The 23,106-nt window shown below is 61.0% G+C and carries 19 protein-coding genes and 1 tRNA gene; 12 read left to right on the forward strand and 8 right to left on the reverse strand.

Annotated elements, in window-relative coordinates; translation table 11 throughout:
• Nucleotides 1-21 precede the first annotated feature (21 nt).
• Together IGW03_RS29035 and IGW03_RS29040 are read right to left on the reverse strand one after the other, a co-directional pair.
• Nucleotides 22-1,077, reverse strand: a complete 1,056-nt coding sequence (locus tag IGW03_RS29035; RefSeq protein WP_194725984.1) for a serine/threonine-protein kinase — start codon at nucleotides 1,075-1,077, stop codon at nucleotides 22-24.
• An 82-nt stretch (nucleotides 1,078-1,159) separates the two neighbouring features.
• The gene (locus IGW03_RS29040; RefSeq protein ID WP_323745040.1) at nucleotides 1,160-2,296 is read right to left on the reverse strand and encodes a GNAT family N-acetyltransferase; all 1,137 of its coding nucleotides are present in this window, start codon (nucleotides 2,294-2,296) and stop codon (nucleotides 1,160-1,162) included.
• 70 nt (nucleotides 2,297-2,366) lie between these two features.
• On the opposite strand from IGW03_RS29040, the gene IGW03_RS29045 reads away from it, so the two are divergent.
• Together IGW03_RS29045 and IGW03_RS29050 are read left to right on the forward strand one after the other, a co-directional pair.
• A complete protein-coding gene (locus IGW03_RS29045) occupies nucleotides 2,367-2,570 on the forward strand; it encodes a hypothetical protein (protein WP_194725986.1) in 204 nt (67 codons plus the stop codon).
• Between the two features lie 10 nt (nucleotides 2,571-2,580).
• On the forward strand, nucleotides 2,581-2,919 hold the full coding sequence (locus tag IGW03_RS29050) for a P-II family nitrogen regulator (RefSeq protein ID WP_194725987.1): 339 nt from the start codon (nucleotides 2,581-2,583) through the stop codon (nucleotides 2,917-2,919).
• 109 nt (nucleotides 2,920-3,028) lie between these two features.
• Here IGW03_RS29050 and IGW03_RS29055 read toward each other — a convergent pair whose 3' ends face one another.
• The 3 genes from IGW03_RS29055 to trxB form a co-directional block, all read right to left on the reverse strand.
• Nucleotides 3,029-3,631 (reverse strand): trimeric intracellular cation channel family protein, encoded by a 603-nt coding sequence (locus IGW03_RS29055; protein ID WP_194725988.1) that lies wholly within the window; start codon nucleotides 3,629-3,631, stop codon nucleotides 3,029-3,031.
• Nucleotides 3,632-3,766: 135 nt separating this feature from the next.
• Nucleotides 3,767-4,405, reverse strand: a complete 639-nt coding sequence (locus IGW03_RS29060) for a Smr/MutS family protein (RefSeq protein ID WP_194725989.1) — start codon at nucleotides 4,403-4,405, stop codon at nucleotides 3,767-3,769.
• Nucleotides 4,406-4,551: 146 nt separating this feature from the next.
• Nucleotides 4,552-5,508 (reverse strand): thioredoxin-disulfide reductase, encoded by a 957-nt coding sequence (gene trxB / locus IGW03_RS29065; RefSeq protein ID WP_194725990.1) that lies wholly within the window; start codon nucleotides 5,506-5,508, stop codon nucleotides 4,552-4,554.
• A gap of 235 nt (nucleotides 5,509-5,743) precedes the next feature.
• Here trxB and IGW03_RS29070 point away from each other — a divergent pair, with 235 nt between their 5' ends.
• The 4 genes from IGW03_RS29070 (at nucleotide 5,744) to serS (ending at nucleotide 11,631) form a co-directional block, all read left to right on the forward strand.
• A complete protein-coding gene (locus IGW03_RS29070; protein WP_194725991.1) occupies nucleotides 5,744-8,083 on the forward strand; it encodes a DNA translocase FtsK in 2,340 nt (779 codons plus the stop codon).
• A 16-nt stretch (nucleotides 8,084-8,099) separates the two neighbouring features.
• Nucleotides 8,100-8,759: an outer membrane lipoprotein chaperone LolA gene (gene lolA, locus IGW03_RS29075; RefSeq protein ID WP_228536168.1), complete on the forward strand. Its 660-nt coding sequence runs from the start codon at nucleotides 8,100-8,102 to the stop codon at nucleotides 8,757-8,759.
• 99 nt (nucleotides 8,760-8,858) lie between these two features.
• Entirely contained in the window at nucleotides 8,859-10,154 is a 1,296-nt protein-coding gene (locus IGW03_RS29080) for a replication-associated recombination protein A (protein WP_194725992.1), read from the forward strand.
• A gap of 181 nt (nucleotides 10,155-10,335) precedes the next feature.
• Nucleotides 10,336-11,631 (forward strand): serine--tRNA ligase, encoded by a 1,296-nt coding sequence (serS, locus tag IGW03_RS29085; RefSeq protein WP_194725993.1) that lies wholly within the window; start codon nucleotides 10,336-10,338, stop codon nucleotides 11,629-11,631.
• Nucleotides 11,632-11,717: 86 nt separating this feature from the next.
• On the opposite strand, the gene IGW03_RS29090 is transcribed toward serS, so the two are convergent.
• Nucleotides 11,718-13,487 (reverse strand): GGDEF domain-containing protein, encoded by a 1,770-nt coding sequence (locus IGW03_RS29090; RefSeq protein ID WP_228536171.1) that lies wholly within the window; start codon nucleotides 13,485-13,487, stop codon nucleotides 11,718-11,720.
• Between the two features lie 432 nt (nucleotides 13,488-13,919).
• Here IGW03_RS29090 and IGW03_RS29095 point away from each other — a divergent pair.
• From IGW03_RS29095 to IGW03_RS29110, 4 genes are all read left to right on the forward strand, one after another.
• Nucleotides 13,920-14,010: transfer RNA gene (locus IGW03_RS29095), tRNA-Ser, on the forward strand.
• A 620-nt stretch (nucleotides 14,011-14,630) separates the two neighbouring features.
• Nucleotides 14,631-16,085 carry a Ppx/GppA phosphatase family protein gene (locus IGW03_RS29100; protein WP_194725995.1) on the forward strand — a complete coding sequence of 485 codons (1,455 nt, stop codon included), beginning with the start codon at nucleotides 14,631-14,633 and terminating at the stop codon, nucleotides 16,083-16,085.
• Nucleotides 16,086-16,183: 98 nt separating this feature from the next.
• Nucleotides 16,184-16,660 carry a hypothetical protein gene (locus IGW03_RS29105; protein WP_194725996.1) on the forward strand — a complete coding sequence of 159 codons (477 nt, stop codon included), beginning with the start codon at nucleotides 16,184-16,186 and terminating at the stop codon, nucleotides 16,658-16,660.
• A gap of 183 nt (nucleotides 16,661-16,843) precedes the next feature.
• Nucleotides 16,844-18,091 carry a DUF445 domain-containing protein gene (locus tag IGW03_RS29110; RefSeq protein ID WP_194725997.1) on the forward strand — a complete coding sequence of 416 codons (1,248 nt, stop codon included), beginning with the start codon at nucleotides 16,844-16,846 and terminating at the stop codon, nucleotides 18,089-18,091.
• Nucleotides 18,092-18,160: 69 nt separating this feature from the next.
• Here IGW03_RS29110 and IGW03_RS29115 read toward each other — a convergent pair whose 3' ends face one another.
• Together IGW03_RS29115 and ppk1 are read right to left on the reverse strand one after the other, a co-directional pair.
• Complete coding sequence (locus IGW03_RS29115; protein WP_194725998.1) at nucleotides 18,161-18,628, reverse strand: SixA phosphatase family protein; 468 nt, start codon at nucleotides 18,626-18,628, stop codon at nucleotides 18,161-18,163.
• Between the two features lie 26 nt (nucleotides 18,629-18,654).
• A complete protein-coding gene (ppk1, locus tag IGW03_RS29120; protein ID WP_194725999.1) occupies nucleotides 18,655-20,748 on the reverse strand; it encodes a polyphosphate kinase 1 in 2,094 nt (697 codons plus the stop codon).
• A 207-nt stretch (nucleotides 20,749-20,955) separates the two neighbouring features.
• On the opposite strand from ppk1, the gene pstS reads away from it, so the two are divergent.
• Both pstS and pstC read left to right on the forward strand, forming a co-directional pair.
• Nucleotides 20,956-21,999, forward strand: a complete 1,044-nt coding sequence (pstS, locus tag IGW03_RS29125; protein ID WP_194726000.1) for a phosphate ABC transporter substrate-binding protein PstS — start codon at nucleotides 20,956-20,958, stop codon at nucleotides 21,997-21,999.
• 154 nt (nucleotides 22,000-22,153) lie between these two features.
• Nucleotides 22,154-23,106 (forward strand): phosphate ABC transporter permease subunit PstC (pstC, locus tag IGW03_RS29130; protein WP_438943683.1); only part of this gene is annotated, 953 nt, incomplete at its 3' end.

Genomic DNA, 23,106 nt, shown 5'->3' on the forward strand with positions numbered 1-23,106 from the left:
GCCGCTTGACTCGCTGCCGTGTCAATGCGGCAGCAGGTACGCTGCGGCAGCGGCCGCGATGCAGAGTGCGGCTGCCGCTGCGATGCCGATGCGGCGCAGGCCGAACGCGTCTGCTGCTGCCTGCTGCATCGGCGGAATTTCATCGGACGCATGCGGTTCCCGCGTGCGTCGCCTCGCCTGCTTTTCCTTCAGAAGGTAGCGCTTGATGTCGCGTGCCATCTCGTCAGCGTCTTGATAGCGTTTCTCGGCGCGCTTGTGCATGGCCTTCACGACGATGGCCGCCAGCCGTTCCGGCACGCGCGCATTGATGTCGCGCGGCGAAGGGGCCGCCTTGTGGATGATCTGCTGCAGCAGCTTGTCTGCGCGATCGGCGTGAAAGGGCGTCCTGCCGGTCAGCATCTCGAACATGACGGCGCCGAGCGAATAGATGTCGGTACGGTGGTCCACCGCTTTTCCCGCCGCCTGTTCCGGCGACATGTAGTGCGGCGTTCCCAGAAGTTCGTTATCGCGCACCATCGTAAAGGGCTCGTACTGCGGGGACTGCCGGTCGGCCAGCCGGTTCGGCGCGCGGGCAATGCCGAAGTCGATCAGCTTCGGCTGATCGCCGTCGACGAGGAAGATGTTGGACGGCTTGATGTCGCGATGGATCACGCCGCGCTGATGCGCATGATGCAGGGCCGAGGCGACTTTCCAGGCGATGGCCGCGGTTTCGTCGGCGGAAAAGCGGCGGCCGTTTTCAAGCACCCGATGAAGTTCCTTACCTTCGATGTATTCCATGGCCAGATAGGTCGAGCCGCCCTCGCTGGACGCTTCATGGATCGTGACGATATGCGGATGCGAAAGACGCCCCGCGGCGCGGGCTTCATTGATGAAGTGCTGTTCGAAGCGCGCTCTGTCGGCCAGGCTGAGGCGGGGATTGAAGGTCTTGACCGCGACGTCGCGGTCGATCACCGGATCATGCGCAAGATAGACGCAGCCGGCCGTGCCGCGACCGAGCTCGCGCACGATGCAGAATCGGCCGATACGGCTGTTGGCGGGCAGGCTGTGCGCAAAGGCTGCGGAAGAAGGCGGCGGCATGAGGCGACAGCATGCCGTGAAGCGCCGTTTTCCGCAAGAGCGGCCGCCGTCGCTAAACGCGCTTCGATGGAGTGATGACGACTCAGGCCTGCCGGAACGGATTATGTTCGTTCAGTTCATCGATATAGGCATCGATGCCATCGGCTTCCTGTGCAAGAAAGCGCGCGATCGCATCCGCGAACGCGGGATGCGCGAGCCAGTGCGCCGACCAGGTTTTTTGAGGCAGGAAGCCGCGCGCCATCTTGTGCTCGCCCTGCGCTCCACCTTCGAAACACGCAATCCGGTTGGCGATGCAGAACTCAAGCGGCTGATAGTAAGCCGTCTCGAAGTGCAGGCAGGGCAGATGCTCGATGCATCCCCAGTAGCGTCCGTAGAGCGTAGTGTCGTCGTGGATCAGCAGCGAAGAGGCGATCGGCCTGCCATCGTGCTCCGCCTGCACCAGCAGGATGTTTTGCTGCATGTCGGCGCCGATGCGGCGGAAGAAGTCGAGGTTCAGGTAAGGCGTCGAATAGTGCTCGGCATAGGTGTGGTCGTAGCAGCGCTTGAAGAAGCGCCAGTCGGCGTCGGTGGCGTCCGCACCGCGGATATGACGGAAGCTCACGCCCGCTTCCGCGACCTTGCGGCGCTCGGCACGGATGTTCTTGCGCTTCTTGCGGTCCAGCGTCGACAGGAATTCCTCGAAGTCGCGATAACCCTGGTTCAGCCAGTGGAACTGCACGCCGGAGCGGAGCATGAAGCCAGCCTTCTCCAGCACCTGTGCCTGCTCCTCGGGAGGGAACAGGACATGGGTGGACGAAAAGTCGTTGGCTTGCTGCACCTCGAGCAGCGCCTGCACCAGCGCGGCGGCGGCTTCCGGCGTGCGCGCCATCAACCGGCTGCCGGATACCGGCGTAAAGGGAATGGCGGACAGCAGCTTCGGATAGTAGGGAAGGCCGTTGCGCCGGTAAGCGTCCGCCCATGCCCAGTCGAATACGTATTCGCCGTAGGAGTGCGACTTCACGTACAGCGGCATCGCGGCTTCCAACCTGTCGCCTTTCAATACAAGCAGGTATTGCGGCTGCCATCCCGCCTTTGCCGACGCCGAGCCGGATTCATGCAGGGCGTCAAGAAATGCAAAGGAGAGAAAGGGGTTGAATTGCTCCTGGCTCGCAGCCAGGCTGTCCCAGGCATCCCGTCCTATTTCCGAGAGAGAAGAAACTATTTGCGTGCGATAATTCACTATGAAAATTTCAATATTTCGCTTGTCGGAAGCCTGGCCGCCGGGCTTTCCTGCTGCCGGCGGCAAGTGCATGGCACCCGACCAGCAGCATGGCATGCGCCGGGAGCTTGCCGTCAAGAAAGTAACGCGATTGACGTTGGATCATTGTACGCAAAAAGCATTCCGCGGTTTTGCGGGTACGCCGGCATCAAGGACGCCGGAGCGCTGCTGGTGTATCGTCGCTGAAAATATCCTGGACGACCTGATTCGCCGTTTTCAAACGATTTATTCATGAAGGAGCTGTTATGAAGCTGGTTACTGCAGTCATCAAACCTTTCAAGCTGGATGAAGTGCGCGAGGCACTGGGCGAGATCGGCGTCACGGGCCTGACGGTTACCGAAGTCAAGGGCTTCGGGCGGCAGAAGGGGCATACCGAACTCTATCGCGGCGCCGAGTATGTGGTCGATTTCCTGCCGAAGGTGAAGATCGAGGCCGTGATCGACGACAAGCAGGTCGATCAGGCAGTGGATGCGATCATCAAGGCCGCGCGCACCGGCAAGATCGGCGACGGCAAGATCTTCGTGCGGGAAGTGGAGCAGGTCATCCGCATCCGCACCGGCGAAACCGGTCCGGACGCAGTATAAGTCCTGCAAAGGACTCATTTGCAAGCGCCTGTCTGGAGTTTGGAAGTCTGACGACTGCAGCAGGCGTTTTCTTCTGGCGCGGGAGTGCGATACTCCCCCGAGCGGCGGATCAATCCAGCCGCACCCCTCTATGCCAGGTGAGGATGCGCGCAAGCGAAATCGCCATCGCACTCGCCCATAGCGAGAAGTCCGGCGGAATGCCGACCTTCTGCATCAGCAGATACATCCAGCATCCTCCGAACGAGCAGATCGCATACGGCCTGCCGTCCCTGAGCACCATCGGAATTTCATTGCAGACGACATCGCGCAGGATGCCGCCGAAGATGCCTGTAATGACGCCCATCATGGAGGCGATGAAGATCGGCATGCCGGCCGCCAAGGCCTGCGACACGCCGACAATCGAGAACAGGCCGAGGCCGAGCGCATCGGCAACGATGATGAGTCGCTCGGAAATGACCCTGCGCAGGGTCCGTATGGCCGGGGCTGACACCAGGGCAAGGACGAAGATCAGAATCGCGTATTCTTGGTGAGTCACCCAGAACAGCGGCCTCTTGTCGAGCAGGATATCGCGCAGGGTGCCGCCGCCGAATGCCGTGATGAAGGCAATGGTGAAGATGCCGACCACGTCCATGCGCTTCCTGCGCGCTTCGATGAAGCCGGAAAACGCTCCCACCAGAATGGCGAGGATTTCTAGTACCTTGATGAGTGACATGCGCGCATTCGAAATAGGCGATGTCGGCATGATAATGGCGCGGCGGGGGAATGCAAGCAGGAAAAATTCCGGCGTGCAGGCATGATGCGCATGTTGCACCGCCGGGCGGGCGGCGTATCCTGATTTGCCCCGATATCAGGCCTTGAGCAGCACGACCAGCGCCCCGGCGCCGCCGTCGGCGGCACGCGCCTGGCAGAAGGCGATGACTTCCTCCTTCTGGATCAGCCAGTTGCGTACCTTGTTCTTCAGCACCGGCTCCTTGTTCACCGACCCCAGGCCCTTGCCGTGGATGATGCGCACGCAGCGTATGCCGCGCTTGACGGCCTGGCGCAGGAATTCGGCCAGCGCTTCGCGCGCTTCCTCCCGCCGCAGGCCGTGCAGGTCCAGCTGCGACTGGATCACCCATTGGCCGCGCCTGAGCTTGCGCAAGGTATCCTGCCCGATATTGCTGCGCGCATAACTCAGCGCTTCATCGGTATCGAGCAGGGTATCGACATTGAATTCGTCCGACCACGATTCCTCGAGTGCGGCCTGCTCGTCGGCAAGATGCTGGTTCGCAATCGGCAGGGGGCGAGGCGGAGAGAGTTCGGCCTTGTTCGGTTTGGGAAGCGGGGCGACGTCGCCGATGGCTCGCCGGAACAGTTCGGCGTCGCGGCGGCCCTCCTTTTCACGGCGCAGGCGTTCTTCTTCCGCCGCCTTGCGCGCTTCTTCCTGGGCCTTGATTTGTGTGCGCAGCGTTTTCAACGCCGCGAAATCCTTGATAGGTCCAGCCATGATGGGTCATTCCTTGTCCGTGTCCAGTCATTCGAGTGCGCAGGCCTGCAATTGTTGCAAGGCACTGGGTGGATACGGGCTCTGGTGCCTGCGGCAAATGTCCGCAATGCCAAGCCCCCCGAACGGGCAGGGGGCTTGGCGGGAGATTACGCTTCCAGGCTTTCCAGGTAGCGCTGGGCATCCAGCGCGGCCATGCAGCCGGTGCCGGCGCTGGTGATGGCTTGACGATAGACGTGATCCTGCACGTCGCCCGCCGCAAACACGCCGGGAATATTGGTCGATGTCGCCATGCCCTCCAGACCGGTCTTGGTCTTGATGTAGCCGTTGTACATGTCGAGCTGGCCTTCGAAGATGCTGGTGTTGGGCTTGTGGCCGATGGCGATGAACAGGCCGTGCACATTGACCTTGCTGACTTCGCCATCCTTGGTGGACTTGATGCTGATGCCGGTTACGCCGCTGTCGTCGCCCAGCACTTCTTCAAGCGTGTGGTCCCACTTGACCTCGATCTTGCCTTCCGCAACCTTGGCCATCAGGCGGTCGACCAGAATCGGTTCCGCGCGGAACTTGTTGCGGCGGTGAATGACCGTCACCTTGGTCGCGATGTTCGACAGGTAGAGCGCTTCCTCGACCGCGGTATTGCCGCCGCCGACCACGGCCACTTCCTGGCCCTTGTAGAAAAAGCCGTCGCAGGTCGCGCAGGCCGATACGCCCTTGCCCATGAAAAGCTCTTCCGAAGGCAGGCCGAGATACTGTGCCGAAGCGCCGGTGGCAATGATCAGCGCGTCGCAGGTGTATTCGCCGGAATCGCCGATCAGCCGCATCGGCTTCTCGTTCAGCTTGGCGGTATGGATATAGTCGAAAATGATTTCAGTATTGAAACGTTCCGCATGCTGAAGCAGGCGCTGCATCAGTTCCGGACCCTGTACGCCCATGGGATCGCCCGGCCAGTTTTCGACATCGGTGGTGGTCATCAGCTGGCCGCCTTGCTCGACGCCGGTGATCAGCACCGGTTTCAAGTTGGCGCGCGCCGCATAGACGGCAGCGCTGTAGCCGGCGGGGCCGGAGCCGATAATCAGTACATGGGCGTGTTTGGTGGTTGCCATAGCAGTGTGCAGAGTAAGGAATTGAGGACGGGCTTCGAGTCGCCGGAGACGCGCAGGAGTCGCCACCGGGCAGCTCATGGCACGGATATGTCGCCAAAAGGCAAAATTTCAATGGCGTATCAGTATTGCACTCGAAAAACTGGTTAAGATTATAGACGAACCTGCCTTGCGGGTCCGAGCGCCGACCCATTCCGCGACTCCCCGCCCAGACGGCATTCCAGAATTGTCCCGTGTTATGACCAGAACAAGCCAAGCCTATACCCGCAACACCAAACCCCAGGCAAGCCCTCCGATGCCCAACCGGCTGGTACGGCTGCTGTCCGAAGCGCGCTGGTTCCTGCTGACGGTCGTCACCGCTTACCTGATCATTATCTTTCTGACATATTCCAAGACCGACCCGGGCTGGTCGCAGGCCAATGTCGTACCCCATCTGCACAACTGGGGCGGGCGTATCGGCGCCTGGCTGGCCGACCTGATGCTGTTCATCTTCGGCATGTCGGCCTGGTGGTGCTGCGTCTTCCTGTTGCGTTCCGTATGGAAGGGATACCGCCGCCTGTCGCAGCGCTTTCTCCTGCAGATCGAACCCGAGCCCGAGCATCATCACGAAGTCTGGGTGCGCGCCATCGGTTTCGTCCTGATGCTGCTCGGCAGCGTGGCGATCGAACATCTGCGCATGTATTCGATCAAGGCGCAGCTGCCGCGCGCGCCGGGCGGCGTGCTGGGCGAACTGATCGGCGGCGCGTCCCAGGCCGCATTCGGTTTCACCGGCGCGACGCTGTTCCTGCTGCTGCTGTTCGGCGTCGGATTCAGCCTGTTTTTCCAGGTGTCCTGGCTGAATGTCGCAGAGCGCATCGGCGCCGCCATCGAGATTGCCGTCACCCGCTTCCAGACCCTGTATGCCGCAAGGGAAGACCGCAAGGCCGGCCAGGTGGCCGCCGAAAAGCGGGAAGAGGTGGTGGTGCAGGAGCGCGCCAAGATCGTGGAAGCGGCGCCGATCCGCATCGAGCCGCAGGTGGTCGCGGTGCCGAAGTCGGAGCGGGTGGAAAAGGAAAGGCAGGTATCGCTCTTCGCCGATCTGCCGGACACCAACCTGCCGCCGCTGTCGCTGCTGGACGAACCGCCGGCCGCCCAGGAAACCGTCAGCGTCGAGACGCTGGAATTCACCAGCCGCCTGATCGAGAAAAAGCTTTCCGATTTCGGCGTGGAAGCCAAGGTGGTTGCTGCCTATCCCGGCCCTGTGATCACCCGCTATGAAATCGAGCCGGCCACCGGCGTCAAGGGCAGCCAGATCGTGAACCTTGCGCGCGACCTTGCGCGCTCCCTCTCGCTGACGTCGATTCGCGTGGTCGAAACGATCCCGGGCAAGAATTACATGGGCCTGGAGCTGCCCAACCCCAAGCGCCAGATCGTGCGCCTGACGGAAATCCTCGGTTCCAAGGTCTACAACGACAGCGCATCCAGCCTGACGGTTGCGCTCGGCAAGGATATCGCTGGCCATCCGGTCGTCGCCGACCTGGCGAAGATGCCTCACCTGCTGGTGGCCGGCACCACCGGCTCCGGCAAGTCGGTGGGCATCAACGCCACCATCCTGTCGCTGCTGTACAAGTCGGACCCGAACAACGTGCGCATGATCCTGATCGATCCGAAGATGCTGGAGATGTCGGTCTACGAAGGCATTCCGCACCTGCTGGCGCCGGTGGTCACCGACATGCGCCAGGCCGGCCATGCGCTGAACTGGGCGGTCGCCGAGATGGAGCGCCGCTACAAGCTGATGTCCAAGCTGGGCGTGCGCAATCTCGCCGGCTACAACAACAAGATCGCCGAAGCCGAGAAGGCCGAGCAGAAGATTCCCAATCCCTTCAGCCTGACGCCGGATGCGCCCGAGCCGCTGGAGAAACTGCCGACCATCGTCATCATCATCGACGAACTTGCCGACCTCATGATGGTGGTCGGCAAGAAGGTCGAGGAACTGATCGCCCGCATCGCCCAGAAGGCACGGGCGGCCGGCATCCACCTGATTCTCGCGACCCAGCGTCCGTCGGTCGATGTCATCACCGGCCTGATCAAGGCCAACATCCCGACGCGCATCGCATTCCAGGTCAGCAGCAAGATCGACTCCCGCACCATCCTCGACCAGATGGGCGCCGAGACCCTGCTCGGCATGGGCGACATGCTCTACATGCCGCCGGGTACCGGCCTGCCGGTGCGCGTGCACGGGGCATTCGTCTCCGATGATGAAGTGCACCGCGTTGTCGAACACCTCAAGGCGCAGGGGGAACCGAATTACATAGAGGGAATCCTAGAGGGAGGCGTAGCCGAAGAGGGCGGTGATGCTGCCATGGGCGGCGAAGGCGCAGGTGCAAGCGGTGAGTCCGACAATCTCTATGACCAGGCCGTCGCCGTCGTACTGAAGAACCGGCGTGCATCGATCTCCCTGGTCCAGCGCCATCTGCGCATCGGCTACAATCGCGCAGCCCGCCTGCTGGAACAGATGGAGCAGAGCGGCCTGGTTTCCACGATGCAATCGAACGGCAACCGCGAGATCCTCGTGCCGGCGGGAGCAACCCAGGAATAAAGGGATAGGAAAGACATTGAACAGATCCGATACATCCTCATTTCAGCAGGTAAAAAAGGCCGCCCGCCTGCTGGCGGCTTTTGCTTTTGCGCTTCCGGCATTCGCCCATGCCGCCGCGCTCGAACAATTCAAGTCCTTCGTCGGCACCACCAAGTCGGCGAAAGGCGAATTCATGCAGCGCCAGGTCAAGATGGCCGACGGCAGCGCGAAGGTGTCGAACGAATCCACTGGCACTTTCATGTTCGCCCGGCCGGGCCGCTTCATCTGGACCTACCAGAAACCGTACGAGCAGCTGCTGCAGGCCGACGGTGAAAAGCTCTACATCTATGACAAGGACCTGAACCAGGTGACGGTCAGGGCGCTCGGCAATGCGCTCGGTTCCTCGCCGGCCGCCATCCTGTTCGGCAGCAATGATCTGGAAAAGAATTTCAACCTGAAGGAAGCCGGCACCAAGGATGGCCTGGAGTGGCTGGAAGCCACGCCGAAGTCCAAGGACACCACCTTCGAACGCATCGGCATCGGCCTGAAGGATGGCGTGCCGGTGGCGATGGAGCTGCGCGACAGCTTCGGCCAGGTTTCGCTGCTGTCGTTCAAGAAGTTCGAAAAGAATCCGCCGATGGCTGCCGACCAGTTCCGCTTCACGGTGCCCAAGGGAGTCGACGTCTTCCAGCAGTAGATCACCTGATCCCGGCGGCCGATGGCATTGATAACCAGACCTGAATGACCAGAAGCCGCCTTTGACAAGAAGAAAGGCGGGCCCGACCCGTCCCGACCCATGAACACCACTCCTCTCGCCGAAAGGCTCCGGCCCCAGACCCTGGACGATGTAATAGGCCAGCAGCACCTGCTCGGCCCGGGCAAGCCCCTGCGCGTCGCCTTCGAATCGGGCGAGCCGCACTCCATGATCCTGTGGGGTCCGCCGGGCGTGGGCAAGACCACGCTCGCCCGCCTGATGGCCGACAGCTTCCAGGCGGAATTCATCGCCTTGTCCGCTGTGCTGTCCGGCGTGAAGGATATCCGCGAGGCCGTCGAGCGCGCCCAGGTCGTGCGTGCGAACTCGGGCCGCCGCACCATACTCTTCGTCGACGAGGTGCACCGCTTCAACAAAAGCCAGCAGGATGCCTTCCTGCCCCATGTGGAAAGCGGTCTGTTCACCTTCATCGGGGCGACGACCGAAAACCCTTCCTTCGAGGTCAACGGCGCGCTGCTGTCGCGCGCAGCGGTTTACGTGCTGAAGTCGCTGAGCGACGAGGACCTCGACGCGCTGGTAGACCGCGCCTGCATCCAGGAATTGGATGGACTCGACTTCACGCCCGAGGCCAAATCGACGCTGATCGCCAGCGCCGACGGCGACGGACGCAAGCTGCTGAACAACCTTGAGATCGTCGCTCGCGCCGCCGCTGCCAACGGCCAGCCGGAGGTCGATGAAGCGCTGCTGGCGACCGCGCTGGCGGAGAACCTGCGCCGCTTCGACAAGGGCGGCGACGCATTCTACGACCAGATATCGGCATTGCATAAATCGGTGCGCGGCTCCAATCCGGACGCATCGCTGTACTGGTTCGTGCGCATGCTCGACGGCGGCGCTGACCCGCGCTATCTCGCGCGGCGCATCATCCGCATGGCGGCGGAAGACATCGGCCTGGCCGACCCGCGCGCCCTGCGCCTGTCGCTCGATGCCGCCGAAACCTATGAGCGCCTCGGCTCGCCCGAGGGCGAACTGGCGCTGGCCGAAGCCGTCGTCTATCTGGCCTGCGCCGCCAAGTCGAATGCAGTCTACAACGCCTACAACGCAGCCCGAGCCTTTGTCGCCAAGGACAAGTCGCGGCCTGTGCCCGAGCATCTGCGCAATGCGCCGACCAAGCTGATGAAGGAACTCGGCTACGGCAAGCTCTACCGCTATGCGCATGACGAGCCGGATGCCTATGCGGCGGGCGAGACCTATCTGCCCGACGGCATGCGCGAGCCCAACTGGTATCAGCCGACGCCGCGCGGCCTGGAAGGAAAAATCGGGGAAAAGCTGAACTTCCTGCGCACGCTGGACCGCGAAGCCAGGAAGAACGAAAAGAAATAAGCGGCCTGCTCCTCGGAACGCGCCGCACCGTCCCTCATGCCGGCGCAGGGCAGGAGAGTGGAGAGTGAGCCTTGCTTGGCGGGGCTCAATGCCAATGGCGCCAAATACCCGCCGACCTGGCGGGAAAACCTTGCCCGCTTGGTACAATGGCGGTTTTCGCATCCAGATTCCCGCACTTCCCATGATCGACATCCAACTTCTCCGCAAAGACATCGACAATGTCGCCGCCCGGCTTGCCGCCCGAAAATTCCAGCTCGATACGGCAGCCTTCAACGCGCTGGAAGCCGAGCGCAAGCAGATCCAGACCCGAACAGAAGAACTGCAGGGCAAGCGCAACACCCTGTCCAAGCAGATCGGCATGCTCAAAGGCAAGGGCGAGGATGCGTCAGCGGTAATGGCGGAAGTTGCCGGCATCGGTGATGAACTGAAGACATCCGCCGAACGCCTCGATGTCATCCAGGCAAAAATGGGCGAGTTCATTCTTGCCGTTCCCAACCTGCCGCACGAGTCGGTTCCGGTCGGCCAGGACGAGAGCGGCAACGTGGAGGTGCGCAAGGTCGGCACGCCGCGCAGTTTCGATTTCGAAGTCAAGGATCATGTCGACGTCGGCGCCGGCCTGGGGCTGGATTTCGATGTCGCCGCCAAGCTGACCGGCTCGCGCTTCGCGGTCATGAAGGGCGGCATCGCCCGTCTGCACCGCGCGCTTGCCCAGTTCATGCTCGACACCCATACCGGCGAACACGGCTATACCGAGTGCTACACACCGTATATCGTCAATGCGGATTCGCTGCGCGGCACCGGCCAGCTGCCGAAATTCGAAGCCGACCTGTTCGCCGTGAAAAAGGGCGGACAGGAGGGAGAGGGCGAATCGCTCTACCTGATTCCCACCTCTGAAGTGCCGCTGACGAACATGGTCCGAGATGAAATCGTTGCCGCCGATGCGCTGCCCATCAAAATGACCGCACATACGCCCTGCTTCCGTTCCGAAGCAGGGAGCTACGGCCGCGACACGCGCGGCATGATCCGCCAGCACCAGTTCGACAAGGTGGAAATGGTGCAGGTGGTGCACCCCGAGAAGTCCTATGACGCGCTGGAAGAGATGGTCGGACATGCCGAGAACATCCTGAAGAAGCTCGGCCTGCCGTACCGCCTGATCACGCTCTGCACCGGCGACATGGGCTTCGGCGCCGCCAAGACCTATGACCTCGAAGTCTGGCTGCCGGCTCAGAACACCTACCGCGAGATTTCCTCGGTATCCAACTGCGAATCCTTCCAGGCGCGCCGCATGCAGGCGCGTTTTCGCAACGCCCAAGGCAAGCCGGAACTGGTGCATACCCTCAACGGTTCCGGCCTCGCGGTCGGCCGTACTCTGGTAGCCATTCTCGAAAACTACCAGCAGGCCGACGGCAGCGTCGATATTCCTGAAGCGCTGCAGCCCTACATGGGCGGTCTCAAGCGCCTGAGCCGCGCGGCATAAGCAAGGCCTCAGTCTCGATTTCGTTTCGATTTCGTTTCGGTCATGCTCCTCCCGCTGCATATCGGGGGAAGGAGCATGGACAGGAATCAGGCTTCCAATCCCAATCCCTGGCGACGTTCGATGAACAAGGCGTTGCCGGGGATTTTTTTCGCCTGCTTCTTTGCATCAGCCGCCGCTGCCGCAATCCGGTGATGCGAGAGGAAATTGCCCGGCTCGACCCTGACCACGCCGAGCGAGAGGCTGATCAGCGGATGAAAGACCTTGTGCCCGCGCCGGTCTTCGCCGACATAGCCGCCACGGTCTCTGTCCGTTGGGCTGTAGTGGTCCCCGACTGCGATGCCGAAGGATTCCAGCATGCGCCGGCAGCGCTCCTCCCAATCCTCGCTCTGGAAAAGGATGATGAAATCGTCGCCGCCGATGTGGCCGATGAAATCCCGGTTGGGATCGCAATGATCCGCCAGGATTCTGCCGGTAAGCTGGATCACGTCGTCGCCCTTCCGATAGCCATAGACATCGTTGAAGGGCTTGAAGTGGTCGAGATCGGCATAGCATGCGTAAAACCGCACGCCGTTCTGCAGCAGCCTGTCGATGTGCTCGTTGATCGGGACATTGCCCGGCAGGAGAGTCAGGGGATTGGCATAGCGCGCCGCATTGATTTGCATCTGCGTGATCTCGCGCATCAGGTCCTGCCCGGTGCCCATGCCGATATAGCGGCCTTCGTCTGTAATGATGAAGCCGTTGGACAAATGGTGGTGATCCGCTTCCACCATCATCCGGCTCAGTTCCTGCAGGCTGGTGTTCCTGTCGACAATCAGGGGATACGGGTCCATGAAGGTGGCGCAGGGCTTCTTGCCGTAGACGTCGCGCGAAAAAAGACGTGCGAACCGGTCGATCAGGTTGGCGCGCATGATCAGACCCACCGGTACGCCGTTCTGCACCACAGGCACCGTCTGCAGGTCCGATGCGGCGTTGAACATCTCGTAGACTTCGGTATTGGTCATCTCCGGGCTGGCCGTGGGAATGGGCCGGAGCAGTTTGGCCGCGGTGACGACGTTGTATTCGAACGCACCCTTGTGCGGATAGACGGCGACGCCGTTGCGGTGCAATGCGGAGGCCACTTCATTCGGTACTTCAGCGCCCGGATGCGGATTGGGCCGGGCGATATGGTAGCCCTGGCCGTAGGCAATGCCGAGGTCGCGCAGCAGGAGCAGTTCCGCCTGCGTCTCGATGCCTTCGGCGATCGTGATGCTGCCCGACTCCTGCGCAATCTCCTGGATCGAGCGCACGAACTGCAGCTTGACGGGATCCTGGTTGATCCCCTGCACGAAGTGCATGTCGATCTTGACGTACTCGGGGCGCAGTTCCGACCACAGCCGCAGGCTGGAAAAGCCTTCTCCCAGATCGTCGATGGCGATCTCGAAGCCCATGCCGCGGTAGTGCATGACCGCTTCGCGCAGGAGGTCGTAGTCATAGGTGGGCTGGTTCTCGGTCAGCTCGATAATGACCTTGTCCGGGTTGATGCCGAGTTCATCGATATAGCTCAGCGTCTCGCCGTGGCGCGCATGCGGCAGCAGCAGCATTTCCGGGCTGACGTTGAGGAACAGCTTGCCCGGCAGGCCAAGCTCGGCGAATCGTTCGAGTACGATGCGCCGGCACATGTGCTCGACCTCGACGCTCAGGTTGTTGGCGCGCGCCACCTTGAACAGATTCATCGGCGAATGCAGCGGGCTGTCGGAGGGGCCGCGGATCAGGCCTTCGTAACCGACGATCGCACCGCGCCGCATGTCGATGATGGGCTGGAACAGTGCGGTGAGCTGGCGCTGGGTGAGGATCTCATTCAAGCGTGATAACAGCATGGCATCCCTGTTTTCCGACTGTTTGCCTGCTTCGTTGCCTCGCTCTTTGGCGGCTTGGCGCTGCACGCGCGACAGCCCATCGTCGATGAGCGTCGCGGTGCCGGCAATTCCGGATGCGAGAACTGTCATGGTCGAATATCCCTGTCCCATTGCCTTACTTGGCGCGATGGAGTTTGAAAGCATGCTCAAAACAGTCTTTCTTTTTCTTTGATCGTGAAGAGGTTGTCTTTTCCTCTTTTTCTCTTGCCGGAAGAATAGTAGAGACCATTTATGACAACACGATGATTAAGAGAAAGGACGAGGCGCAATGGACGCGGAACCGGTCGCGTTGGGAAATTTCCCAGGCACACATAAAATCTATACCGTTCGCAAGAAGTGTCTGCTATAATTTTGTGCTCTGCGGCTCTTGCCCGCCGCAGAACGACCCAAAACGGAAAGGTGGCAGAGTGGTCGAATGTACCTGACTCGAAATCAGGCGTACGGTATCCCCGTACCGAGGGTTCGAATCCCTCCCTTTCCGCCAAATCTACAAGAATAAAAGCAAGAAAGTCATGAAGCCGCTTGAAGCGGCTTTATTTTTTCCAAGGCCGATTCCGGGATCTATCCCGGTACAGGACCGGGGCCAGTGAGTCTCGCGTCAATCCGACTTCCCCAGCAGCCTCCAGTTCTTCCTGCACTAAAACTGAGTTCCTTGCAGTCTCGCGCATTGGGCATTGCGCTCACCATGACAACCATCCATTTCTATGCCGATGATCTGCGTCGAGGCAAGGAGCATCCCGCTGGTCTCCAGGGCCACCTGAAATCAGACAACAAGGGGTTGGGAAGCGGGTGTAGTGCACTCGGCATACAGGCATGCAATTATCTATTCCGGGAAGAGGCCTGACGGAATCCCGAACCGGCGGAATTCTGATTCCGAAGCGGAACAGGCAGGGAAGTTCGTTAAAATTCTGTCATGATGCCTGGTTCCGGAACGGATGATGCAATTTCATTGTCGGACCGGTTACCCGGCACACCAGCGGCGGGGCGTCAATGTCATGTCAGCGTCACATTCCATGAATATCGTTTATACCGTTTTCGGTGTTCATGCATTGCATGCCACGCAACTCGGAAACTCCAGAACGCAGTTCAGAAAAGGAACAAGAAATGTTTGCTGCGGTAGATCTCGGCTCCAACAGCTTCCGGCTGCACATCGGCACGCATGACGGGGAATCGATACGCATCCTGAAGACCGCGCGCGACCCGATACGCCTGGGTGCCGGTCTGGACAAGGACGGCAATCTCACGCCGCAAGCGATGCAGACGGCGCTCTCCTGCCTGCGCAATTTTCGGGTCATTCTCTCGGAATTTTCTCTCGATGCGGTGCGTGTCGTCGCGACCAATACCCTGCGCATCGCCAAAAACGCAGCGGAGTTTCTGCCGCGCGCCGAAGAAGCAATCGGCTATCCGATCGAAATCATTTCCGGGGAGGAGGAGGGGAGGCTGATCTACATGGGCGTGGCCAGTACCCTCGCAAGCAAGGAAAAACGGCTTGTCATCGACATCGGGGGCGGCTCGACCGAACTGATTCTCGGCCACGGCGCCGAGATACTGCATGTCGATTCCTACGGCGTGGGCACCGTACGGCAGAGCGAAACCTTCTTTCCCGGCGGCCGCATCGATGCCGCGTCCTACGATGCCGCGATTCTGGCGGCGCGCACCTACTTCGAAGATGCCGTCACGCCGTATCATCCCAGGCACTGGAATGCGGCCTATGGCTCTTCCGGCACCATGCGCGCCATTTCGGACGTGGTTGCGAAGAACGCCATCGGCGACGGCAGCATGTCGCTGCACAATCTGGAAATGCTCAAGAACATGCTGATCGGCTTCGGCCATGTCGGCAAGATCAATCTGCTCGGCATCAAGCCGGAGCGCGTCATCGTCATGATCGGCGGCCTGTCGGTGCTAATCGGTGTCATGCAGGAAATCGGAGTGCCGTCCATGACCGCGGTGGATGCCGGATTGCGCATGGGCGTGCTGTGGGATCTGCAGCTGCGTGCCACGCGGCGCGACCGGCGCGACCAGTCCGCGCATGAATTCATGCGGCGTTTCCAGGCCGATGAAGGGCGCGCCGTCCGGGTCGCCAACACTGCCGCCACCTTGTTCCAGCAGCTCAAGCCGGAATCCGATGTCTATGCGCGCTATCTCTACTGGAGCTCGCTGCTGCATGAAATAGGACTGACGGTATCGCATACCGGCTTTCACAAGCACTCCGCCTACATGGTGGAAAACGCCGATCTTCCGGGTTTCACGACGCGCGAACAGCATTTCATGAGCATGCTCATCGTCGCCCAGAAGGGCAATCTGAGAAAAGTCGGCGAAGCGCTGCATGATCCCGATTTTGCAAAGGCCGTACTGGCGCTCAGGCTGGCCGCGATGCTGATGCATTCCCGCATCGATGCCGATGTCAGCCACTTGCGCGTGAAGATGAAAAACCGGATCGAACTCGAGATGGACAACGCATGGCTTTCCGAACACAGGACGCTTTCCTACTGGCTCGACAAGGAGCGCGGCGCCTGGAATGAGGTCGGTGTGGAGTTTAACGTCAAGGTCAGCGGTTGAGGGATGCTGCGCTGAGCTGGCCTGCGGGCAGTGGATGTTGCGCAAAAGGTATAAACGGTATAAATTATTTACACCGTTAAAATTTCCAAGGGACGACAATGACAAAAAAAGCAGCCTCACCCTCCGCGCCGACCGTCAAGCCGCTGGCAAGCGGCGCCAGCAAAGGCAAGACCGAATTGTTGAAGAAGCCTGCCGGCGCGCTGCTGGCCGTGCCGCCAGCCGCTGGAACTGCTCCCGCATCCAAGCCGGTAAAGACTGCCAAGACAGCCAAGACCGACAAGGCTGCAAAACCTGCCGCAAAGCCGACCTCCAAGGAGCCGGCCGCCAAGCCCGAAGAGAAGGAAAAGGCGAAAAAGCCCAAGCTGGTCAGGGACAGCTTCACCATGCCCGAAGCCGAGTATGCGGTGCTGGGACAGGTCAAGAAGGACTGCCTGAAAGCGGGCTTCGAGGTCAAGAAAAGCGAATTGCTGCGCGTCGGGGTCGCACTGATCCGCCAGCTCGACACAACCAGGCTGAAGGAAGTCCTGGAAACGCTTCCCGCGCTGAAGACCGGGCGTCCGAAGAAAGCGAAATAAACGGAAACACCGCAGTTTGCCGTGCCGCCGATTCCGGCAGCACGCCGCGCCGGGGGGAAATCTGAATCGGGGTTGGATGAAACCGCCGCATTCAACGTTCCTCCGGCTGTTGTCAAAGATGAACCAAACCGTGCCGGCGATGCTCGAACTCCAAAGTTCGACATGGGTATAGGCATTGCATCGATGACAGAATCAGAACAGGCACAACAGTTATCCAGAACACGACGGCTGGCGACCGGCTTGCTTCTTGCGATGGCTGCGCTGTTCGTCCTGTCGAGGCTGTTTCAGCCGAGATACCCCTTTCTTTCCTTCGTTTCCGCCTTCGCCGAAGCCGCGATGGTCGGCGCCCTGGCCGACTGGTTCGCCGTCACGGCCTTGTTCCGCTCGCCGCTGAACCTGCCGATTCCCCATACCGCCATCATTCCGCGCAATAAGGACAGGATAGGCGACAGCCTGTCCAACTTCCTCGAGCACAATTTCATTACGCAAGAGATCATCCGCGAGGAGTTGCGCCCCATGGATTTTGCAGGCGCGGCCGCCGGCTGGCTCTCCACGCCGGAGAACAGCCAGGCAGTATCGCGGCAGATCGTGCGCAGCGTGCCTACCTTGCTGAAGGTCATTGAAGACGATGACGTGCGGCACTTCATGCACAACCGGCTGGTTTCCGCACTGGAGCGGACCGAGATTGCGCCGCTGTTTGCGGAGCTGCTGTCATCGCTCATTGCGAGCGGGCATCACCGTGCGCTGTTCCATCATCTGATCGGTATGGCCAGTTCGGCCATAGAACACAACAAGCCCTACATCCGTTGGAAGATTCACGAGAGCAGTCCGCGCTGGATGCCCAAGGCCGTCGATGAAAAAGTCTACGAGCGGCTGCTCGAAGCCATCCAGAGCACGCTGGATGAAATGCGCGATGAAGACAGTGAATGGCAGACCCGCTTCCAGCGCGTTGCCGACGACTTCGTTGGAAAGCTGCGCACGTCGCCGGACTACGAGAAGAGAATCGATGCGGTGCTTGGGGATATCCTCGGACATCCGATGGTGCGCGACTACGCGGTGCAGGTCTGGCACGACATCAAGGCGCGGCTGGTGGCCGATGCGGCGTCGCCCGACTCGGCGCTGGCCGCCAAGCTGGAGCAGGCGGTCGGCGCATTCGGCACCGAACTGCTGGGCGATGAAAAAGTGCAGAAGAAGCTCAACCAGTGGATCCGCATCTTCGCCACCGAGACGATCGTCGGCCGGCGGCAGGACATCGCCGATCTCGTGGCGCGCGTCATCCGGAAATGGGATGCGGAAACCATGTCGCGCAAGCTGGAACTGCATGTCGGCCGAGACCTGCAGTACATCCGCATCAACGGCACCCTCGTCGGCGGTCTGGTCGGGCTGGTGCTGCATGCGATCACGCTGCTTCTGTGGCAGAGCGGCGCCTGAACGACTGCCGCAGTCTTATCTTCAACTCGTGTCGCCTGCAGTCGCCTGCACACCTGATCTTTCGCCGGTTTACTTTCCTGCCAGGTCCGCTCCGAGTATGGCCTTGATATAGGGTGCCTCGACTTCATCATCCGCTTTCCGGGCGATCCAGCAGATGCTGCCCTTGCGCATCGTCCAGTCTTGGGCGGTGCCGTTCAATAGAAGGGTGATCACATGCCCGAGCGTAGGCTGGTGGCCGACCACGAGCACCGGTTCCTTGCTGTTCGGCCAGTTTGCGGCTTCCAGGATGGCTTCGGCAGTCGTGTCGGTCGAGAGCGAGACATGGGTCTTGAATTTGCGGCGCAGCGCCTCGGCCGTCTGCACCGTGCGCACCGCCGGGCTGGACAGAATCCGGCAGTTGTCGGGCAGATGGCGGTCCAGCCATTCGCCCATTCTCGCGGCCTGCTTCTTGCCCTTTGGCGTCAGGGCGCGCTCGGCATCGGGCTTGGGCGCTTCATGCGGTTCGGCTTCGGCGTGCCGCCACAATATGAGTTCCATGTTCGCTCCTTGGTGAGTGGCGAAAATCAGTGGCGAAGCTCCGGACCGCCGAGCAATTGCGCCAGGTATTGCTGGGCACAGAAAGCATGCTGCTTTCCGCGCGGCTTGCGCCTGTGATACTTGCCGTCGGCGGCCAGTTCCCAGGCATTCATATTGTCCTTCAGGTAGGGATTGAGCCCATGCGCAATCACCTGTTTCTTCAATGTCTTGTCCAGCACGGGAAAGGCCACTTCCACCCGCCGGAACAGATTGCGGTTCATCCAGTCCGCGCTGGCGAGATACACGTCGTGCGCGAGATTGTTGCGGAAATAATAGATGCGGCTGTGTTCGAGGAAACGTCCGACGATGGAGCGGACCCGAATGTTTTCCGACAGGCCGGGTACGCCCGGACGCAGTGCGCAGGCGCCCCTGACAATGAGGTCTATCTTCACGCCGTCGGAGGAGGCCGCATAGAGCGCCCGGATCACGGATTCGTCGAGCAGCGCATTCATCTTGGCGATGATGCGCGCCGGCTTGCCCTGCTTGGCGATGTCCGCTTCGTTCTTGATGGCGCGGATGATTTCCTTCTGCAGGTCGAACGGCGCCAGCCACAGGTATTGCAGCTTCTTCGGCTTGGTCAGGCTGGTCAGGTGGATGAAGACTTCATTGACTTCCGCCGTCAGCCCCGGATGGGCGGTCAGCAGGCCGAAGTCGGTATAGTGCTTGGTCGTGGTCGGGTGGTAATTGCCGGTGCCCAGATGGGCGAAGCGCTGCAGTTCATTGTCTTCCCGCCGCAGCACCAGCGCCAGCTTGGCATGCGTCTTCAGGCCGACCACGCCGTAGACGACCTGGGCGCCGGCACGCTCGAGTTTCTCCGCCCAGTTGATATTGGCTTCCTCGTCGAAGCGGGCCATCAATTCCACGATGACGGTGACTTCCTTGCCCCGGTGCGCAGCCGCGATCAGCGCTTCCATCAGGTCGGAATTCATGCCGGTGCGGTAAATGGTCTGCTTGATCGCCACCACATTGGGATCGAAGGCCGCGGTGCGGATGAATTCCACCACCGGCTGGAAGGACTGGAAGGGATGGTGCAGCAGCACGTCCTGCTGCTTGAGCGCGGTGAACATGTCGCCGTCCGCCAGCCGCGGCAGGATGCCGGGATGAAAGGGCGGAAAATGCAGATCCGGCTGCTTCACGCCGTTGATCAGCTCCAGCAGCCTGACCATGTTGACCGGACCGTCCACGGCATAGAGCCTGCTGCGCGGAATCGAGAACTGGCCGAGCAGGAAATCGGCAAGGTGGCGAGGGCAGTTGCGGGAGACTTCGAGGCGTACCGCAAAGCCGAACTGCCGGCTGTGCAATTCGCTTTGCAATGCCTGGCGCAGGTTTTTCACTTCCTCCTCATCCACCCAGAGGTCGCTGTTGCGGGTCACCCGGAATTGGGAATAGGCAATGACTTCGCGGCCGGTGAACAGATCGGCGATATGCGCATGAATGACTGAAGACAGCAGGCAGAACGACGCGACGCCTTTTTTCGACAGGCGATCGGGCAGGCGGATGACACGCGGCAGAACGCGCGGGGCTTTCAGAATGGCGATGCCGGCGCCGCGTCCGAAAGCATCCTTGCCGGAGAGCTCGACAATGAAGTTCAGGCTCTTGTTGACGACCTGCGGGAAGGGATGTGCCGGGTCCAGTCCGATGGGTGTCAGCAGCGGGCGCACCTCGCGGTCGAAATAATCCTTGACCCAGGCGCGCTGTTCCTCATTGCGGTCGGTGTGCCGCAGCAGCTCGATGCCTGCTTCGGCCAGCCGGGGAAGAATCTCATTGTTCAGCAGATTGTATTGCCGCTCGATGATGGCATGGCATTCATCGCCGGTGCGTTCCAGCGCCGCCGCCAGTGACGGAGGCTCGGTCTGGGCGCCCTGCATCCGGTTGTGGGCGAGCAGGCTTGCGATCCGCACTTCAAAGAATTCATCCAGGTTACTGCTGACGATACACAGGTACCGGAGACGTTCGAGCAGAGGAATGCTCTTGTCTTCCGCCTGGGCAAGTACGCGGCGATTGAAGGCGAGCTGGGACAGCTCGCGGTTCAGGTAAATGCTTTCGGGAATCTCTGCTGCGGTCTCTTTCGCTTTTGGCATCTCACGGTTCGTCTTCTTATTCATTAGCGGTAAACCGTTTCATAAGTCAGTTTTGCGGCAGTGTAGTCGTGCAATATGACAAGTTAATGACAGAATTACAGCCCCTTCCGCCATTTATGACATAGCTTTCTAGTACTGTCATAAAGATGTCACAATTGTTGGCTACAGTTCGCCGTGTCTGATTTTGACGAAACTCATGGAGCAGATATGCGACTGAATAAATTCATCACGGCGATGATGATTGCGGCGGGCAGCGCCACCCTGTTTTCCAGCGCCAAGGCAGCTGACATCACTGGCGCCGGCGCGACGTTCCCCTATCCGATCTATGCCGCCTGGGCGCAGGAGTACAAGAAGGCCACCGGCAACGGCCTGAATTACCAGTCCATCGGCTCCGGCGGCGGCATCAAGCAGATCAAGGCCAAGACCGTGGATTTCGGCGCCTCCGACATGCCGCTCAAGGCGGAAGACCTGGATGCGGGCGGCCTGATGCAGTTCCCGGCCATCATGGGCGGCGTGGTGCCGGTCATTAACGTCGAAGGCGTCACCCCGGGCCAGCTGAAGCTGACCGGCCAGGTTGTTGCCGACATCTATCTCGGCAAGATCACCAAGTGGAATGCGCCTGAAATCGCCGCGCTCAACCCGGGCGTGAAGCTGCCGGCGGACGACATCACCGTGGTGCACCGCGCCGACGGCTCGGGTACGTCCTTCCTGTTCACCGACTACCTGTCCAAGACCAGCCCCGACTTCAAGGCCAAGGTGGGTGCAGGCACGGCGGTCAAATGGCCGACCGGCGTGGGCGGCAAGGGCAATGAGGGCGTTGCCGCCAACGTACAGCGGATCAAGAACTCCATCGGTTACGTCGAGTATGCGTATGCCAAGAAGAACAAGATGTCGCATACCCAGCTGAAAAACAAAGATGGCCAGTTCGTGCAGCCCGACGATGAAACCTTCAAGGCAGCCGCCGCCGGCGCCGACTGGACGAAGACGCCCGGCTTCGCCGTGGTGCTGACCGACCAGGCTGGCAAGAACAGCTGGCCGATCACCGGCGCCTCCTTCATCTTGATGCACAAGAGCCAGGCGGATTCCGCCAAGGGCAAGGAAGTGCTGAAGTTCTTCGACTGGGCTTACAAGAACGGCGGCGCGATGGCTGCGGACCTGGACTATGTGGCGATGCCCGCACCAGTGGTGAAGCTGGTGCAGGACGCCTGGAAGAACCAGGTCAAGGATGCCGCCGGCAAGGCGCTCTGGTAAGACCCCGGGCCAGGCTGAGTCCTGGCACTGAACCGCTGCGGCCATGCCTGTTTGCATGGGCATTCCGGCCGCAGCCTCATCTGCCCTGAGGGCACACCGCATTATGAATGCACACATTTCTACGATGACCTCGTCCGGCACCGGTCAGCTGCAGATGACGAAAGAGCAGGAAGCGGCTTCCAGAGCCATGGTATCGACCATGCGCAGGCAGCGGATCCAGGATTTCCTTTTCCACAAGGTGACGCTGGCCTTCGCGCTGAGCGTGCTGATCGTCCTGGTCGGCATCATCGTCTCCCTGATCATCGGCGCCTGGCCGGCGCTCAAGGAGTTCGGCCCGGCCTTCGTCACCACCGTCGAATGGGACCCGGTCAACGACCAGTACGGCGCCCTCATCGCCATCGTCGGCACCCTGGCCACGTCGCTCATCGCGCTGCTCATCGCCTTCCCCATCAGCTTCGGCATCGCGCTCTTCCTCACCGAGATCTGCCCCGCCTCGCTGCGCCGGCCGCTCGGCACCGCCGTCGAACTGCTCGCCGGCGTGCCCAGCATCATCTACGGCATGTGGGGCCTGTTCGTCTTCGCACCCCTCTTCGGCGACCACGTCCAGCCCTTCTTGAAGAGCACCCTCGGCCAGCTGCCCCTTATCGGCCACCTGTTCCAGGGCCCCATGATGGGCATCGGCATCCTCACCGCCGGGCTGATTCTGGCCGTCATGATCATCCCCTTCATCGCCTCGGTCATGCGCGACGTCTTCGAGATCGTCCCCGCCGTCCTCAAGGAATCGGCCTACGGCCTGGGCTGCACCCGCTGGGAAGTGGTGCGCAAGATCGTGCTGCCCTATACCAAGACTGGCGTCGTCGGCGGTGTCATGCTCGGCCTGGGCCGCGCGCTCGGCGAAACCATGGCGGTGACGTTTGTCATCGGCAATGCCCACAAGCTGTCCTGGTCGCTGTTTGCCGCCGGCAACAGCATCGCTTCCACGCTGGCCAACGAGTTCGCCGAAGCCGAATCAACGCTGCACGTGTCGTCGCTGTTTGCGCTCGGCCTGATCCTGTTCGTCATCACCTTCATCGTCCTGTCGGCTGCCAAGCTCATGCTCATGGGCAT

It is taken from the genome of Noviherbaspirillum malthae (assembly GCF_015352985.1).
In the GTDB taxonomy this organism is placed as follows: domain Bacteria; phylum Pseudomonadota; class Gammaproteobacteria; order Burkholderiales; family Burkholderiaceae_D; genus Noviherbaspirillum; species Noviherbaspirillum malthae.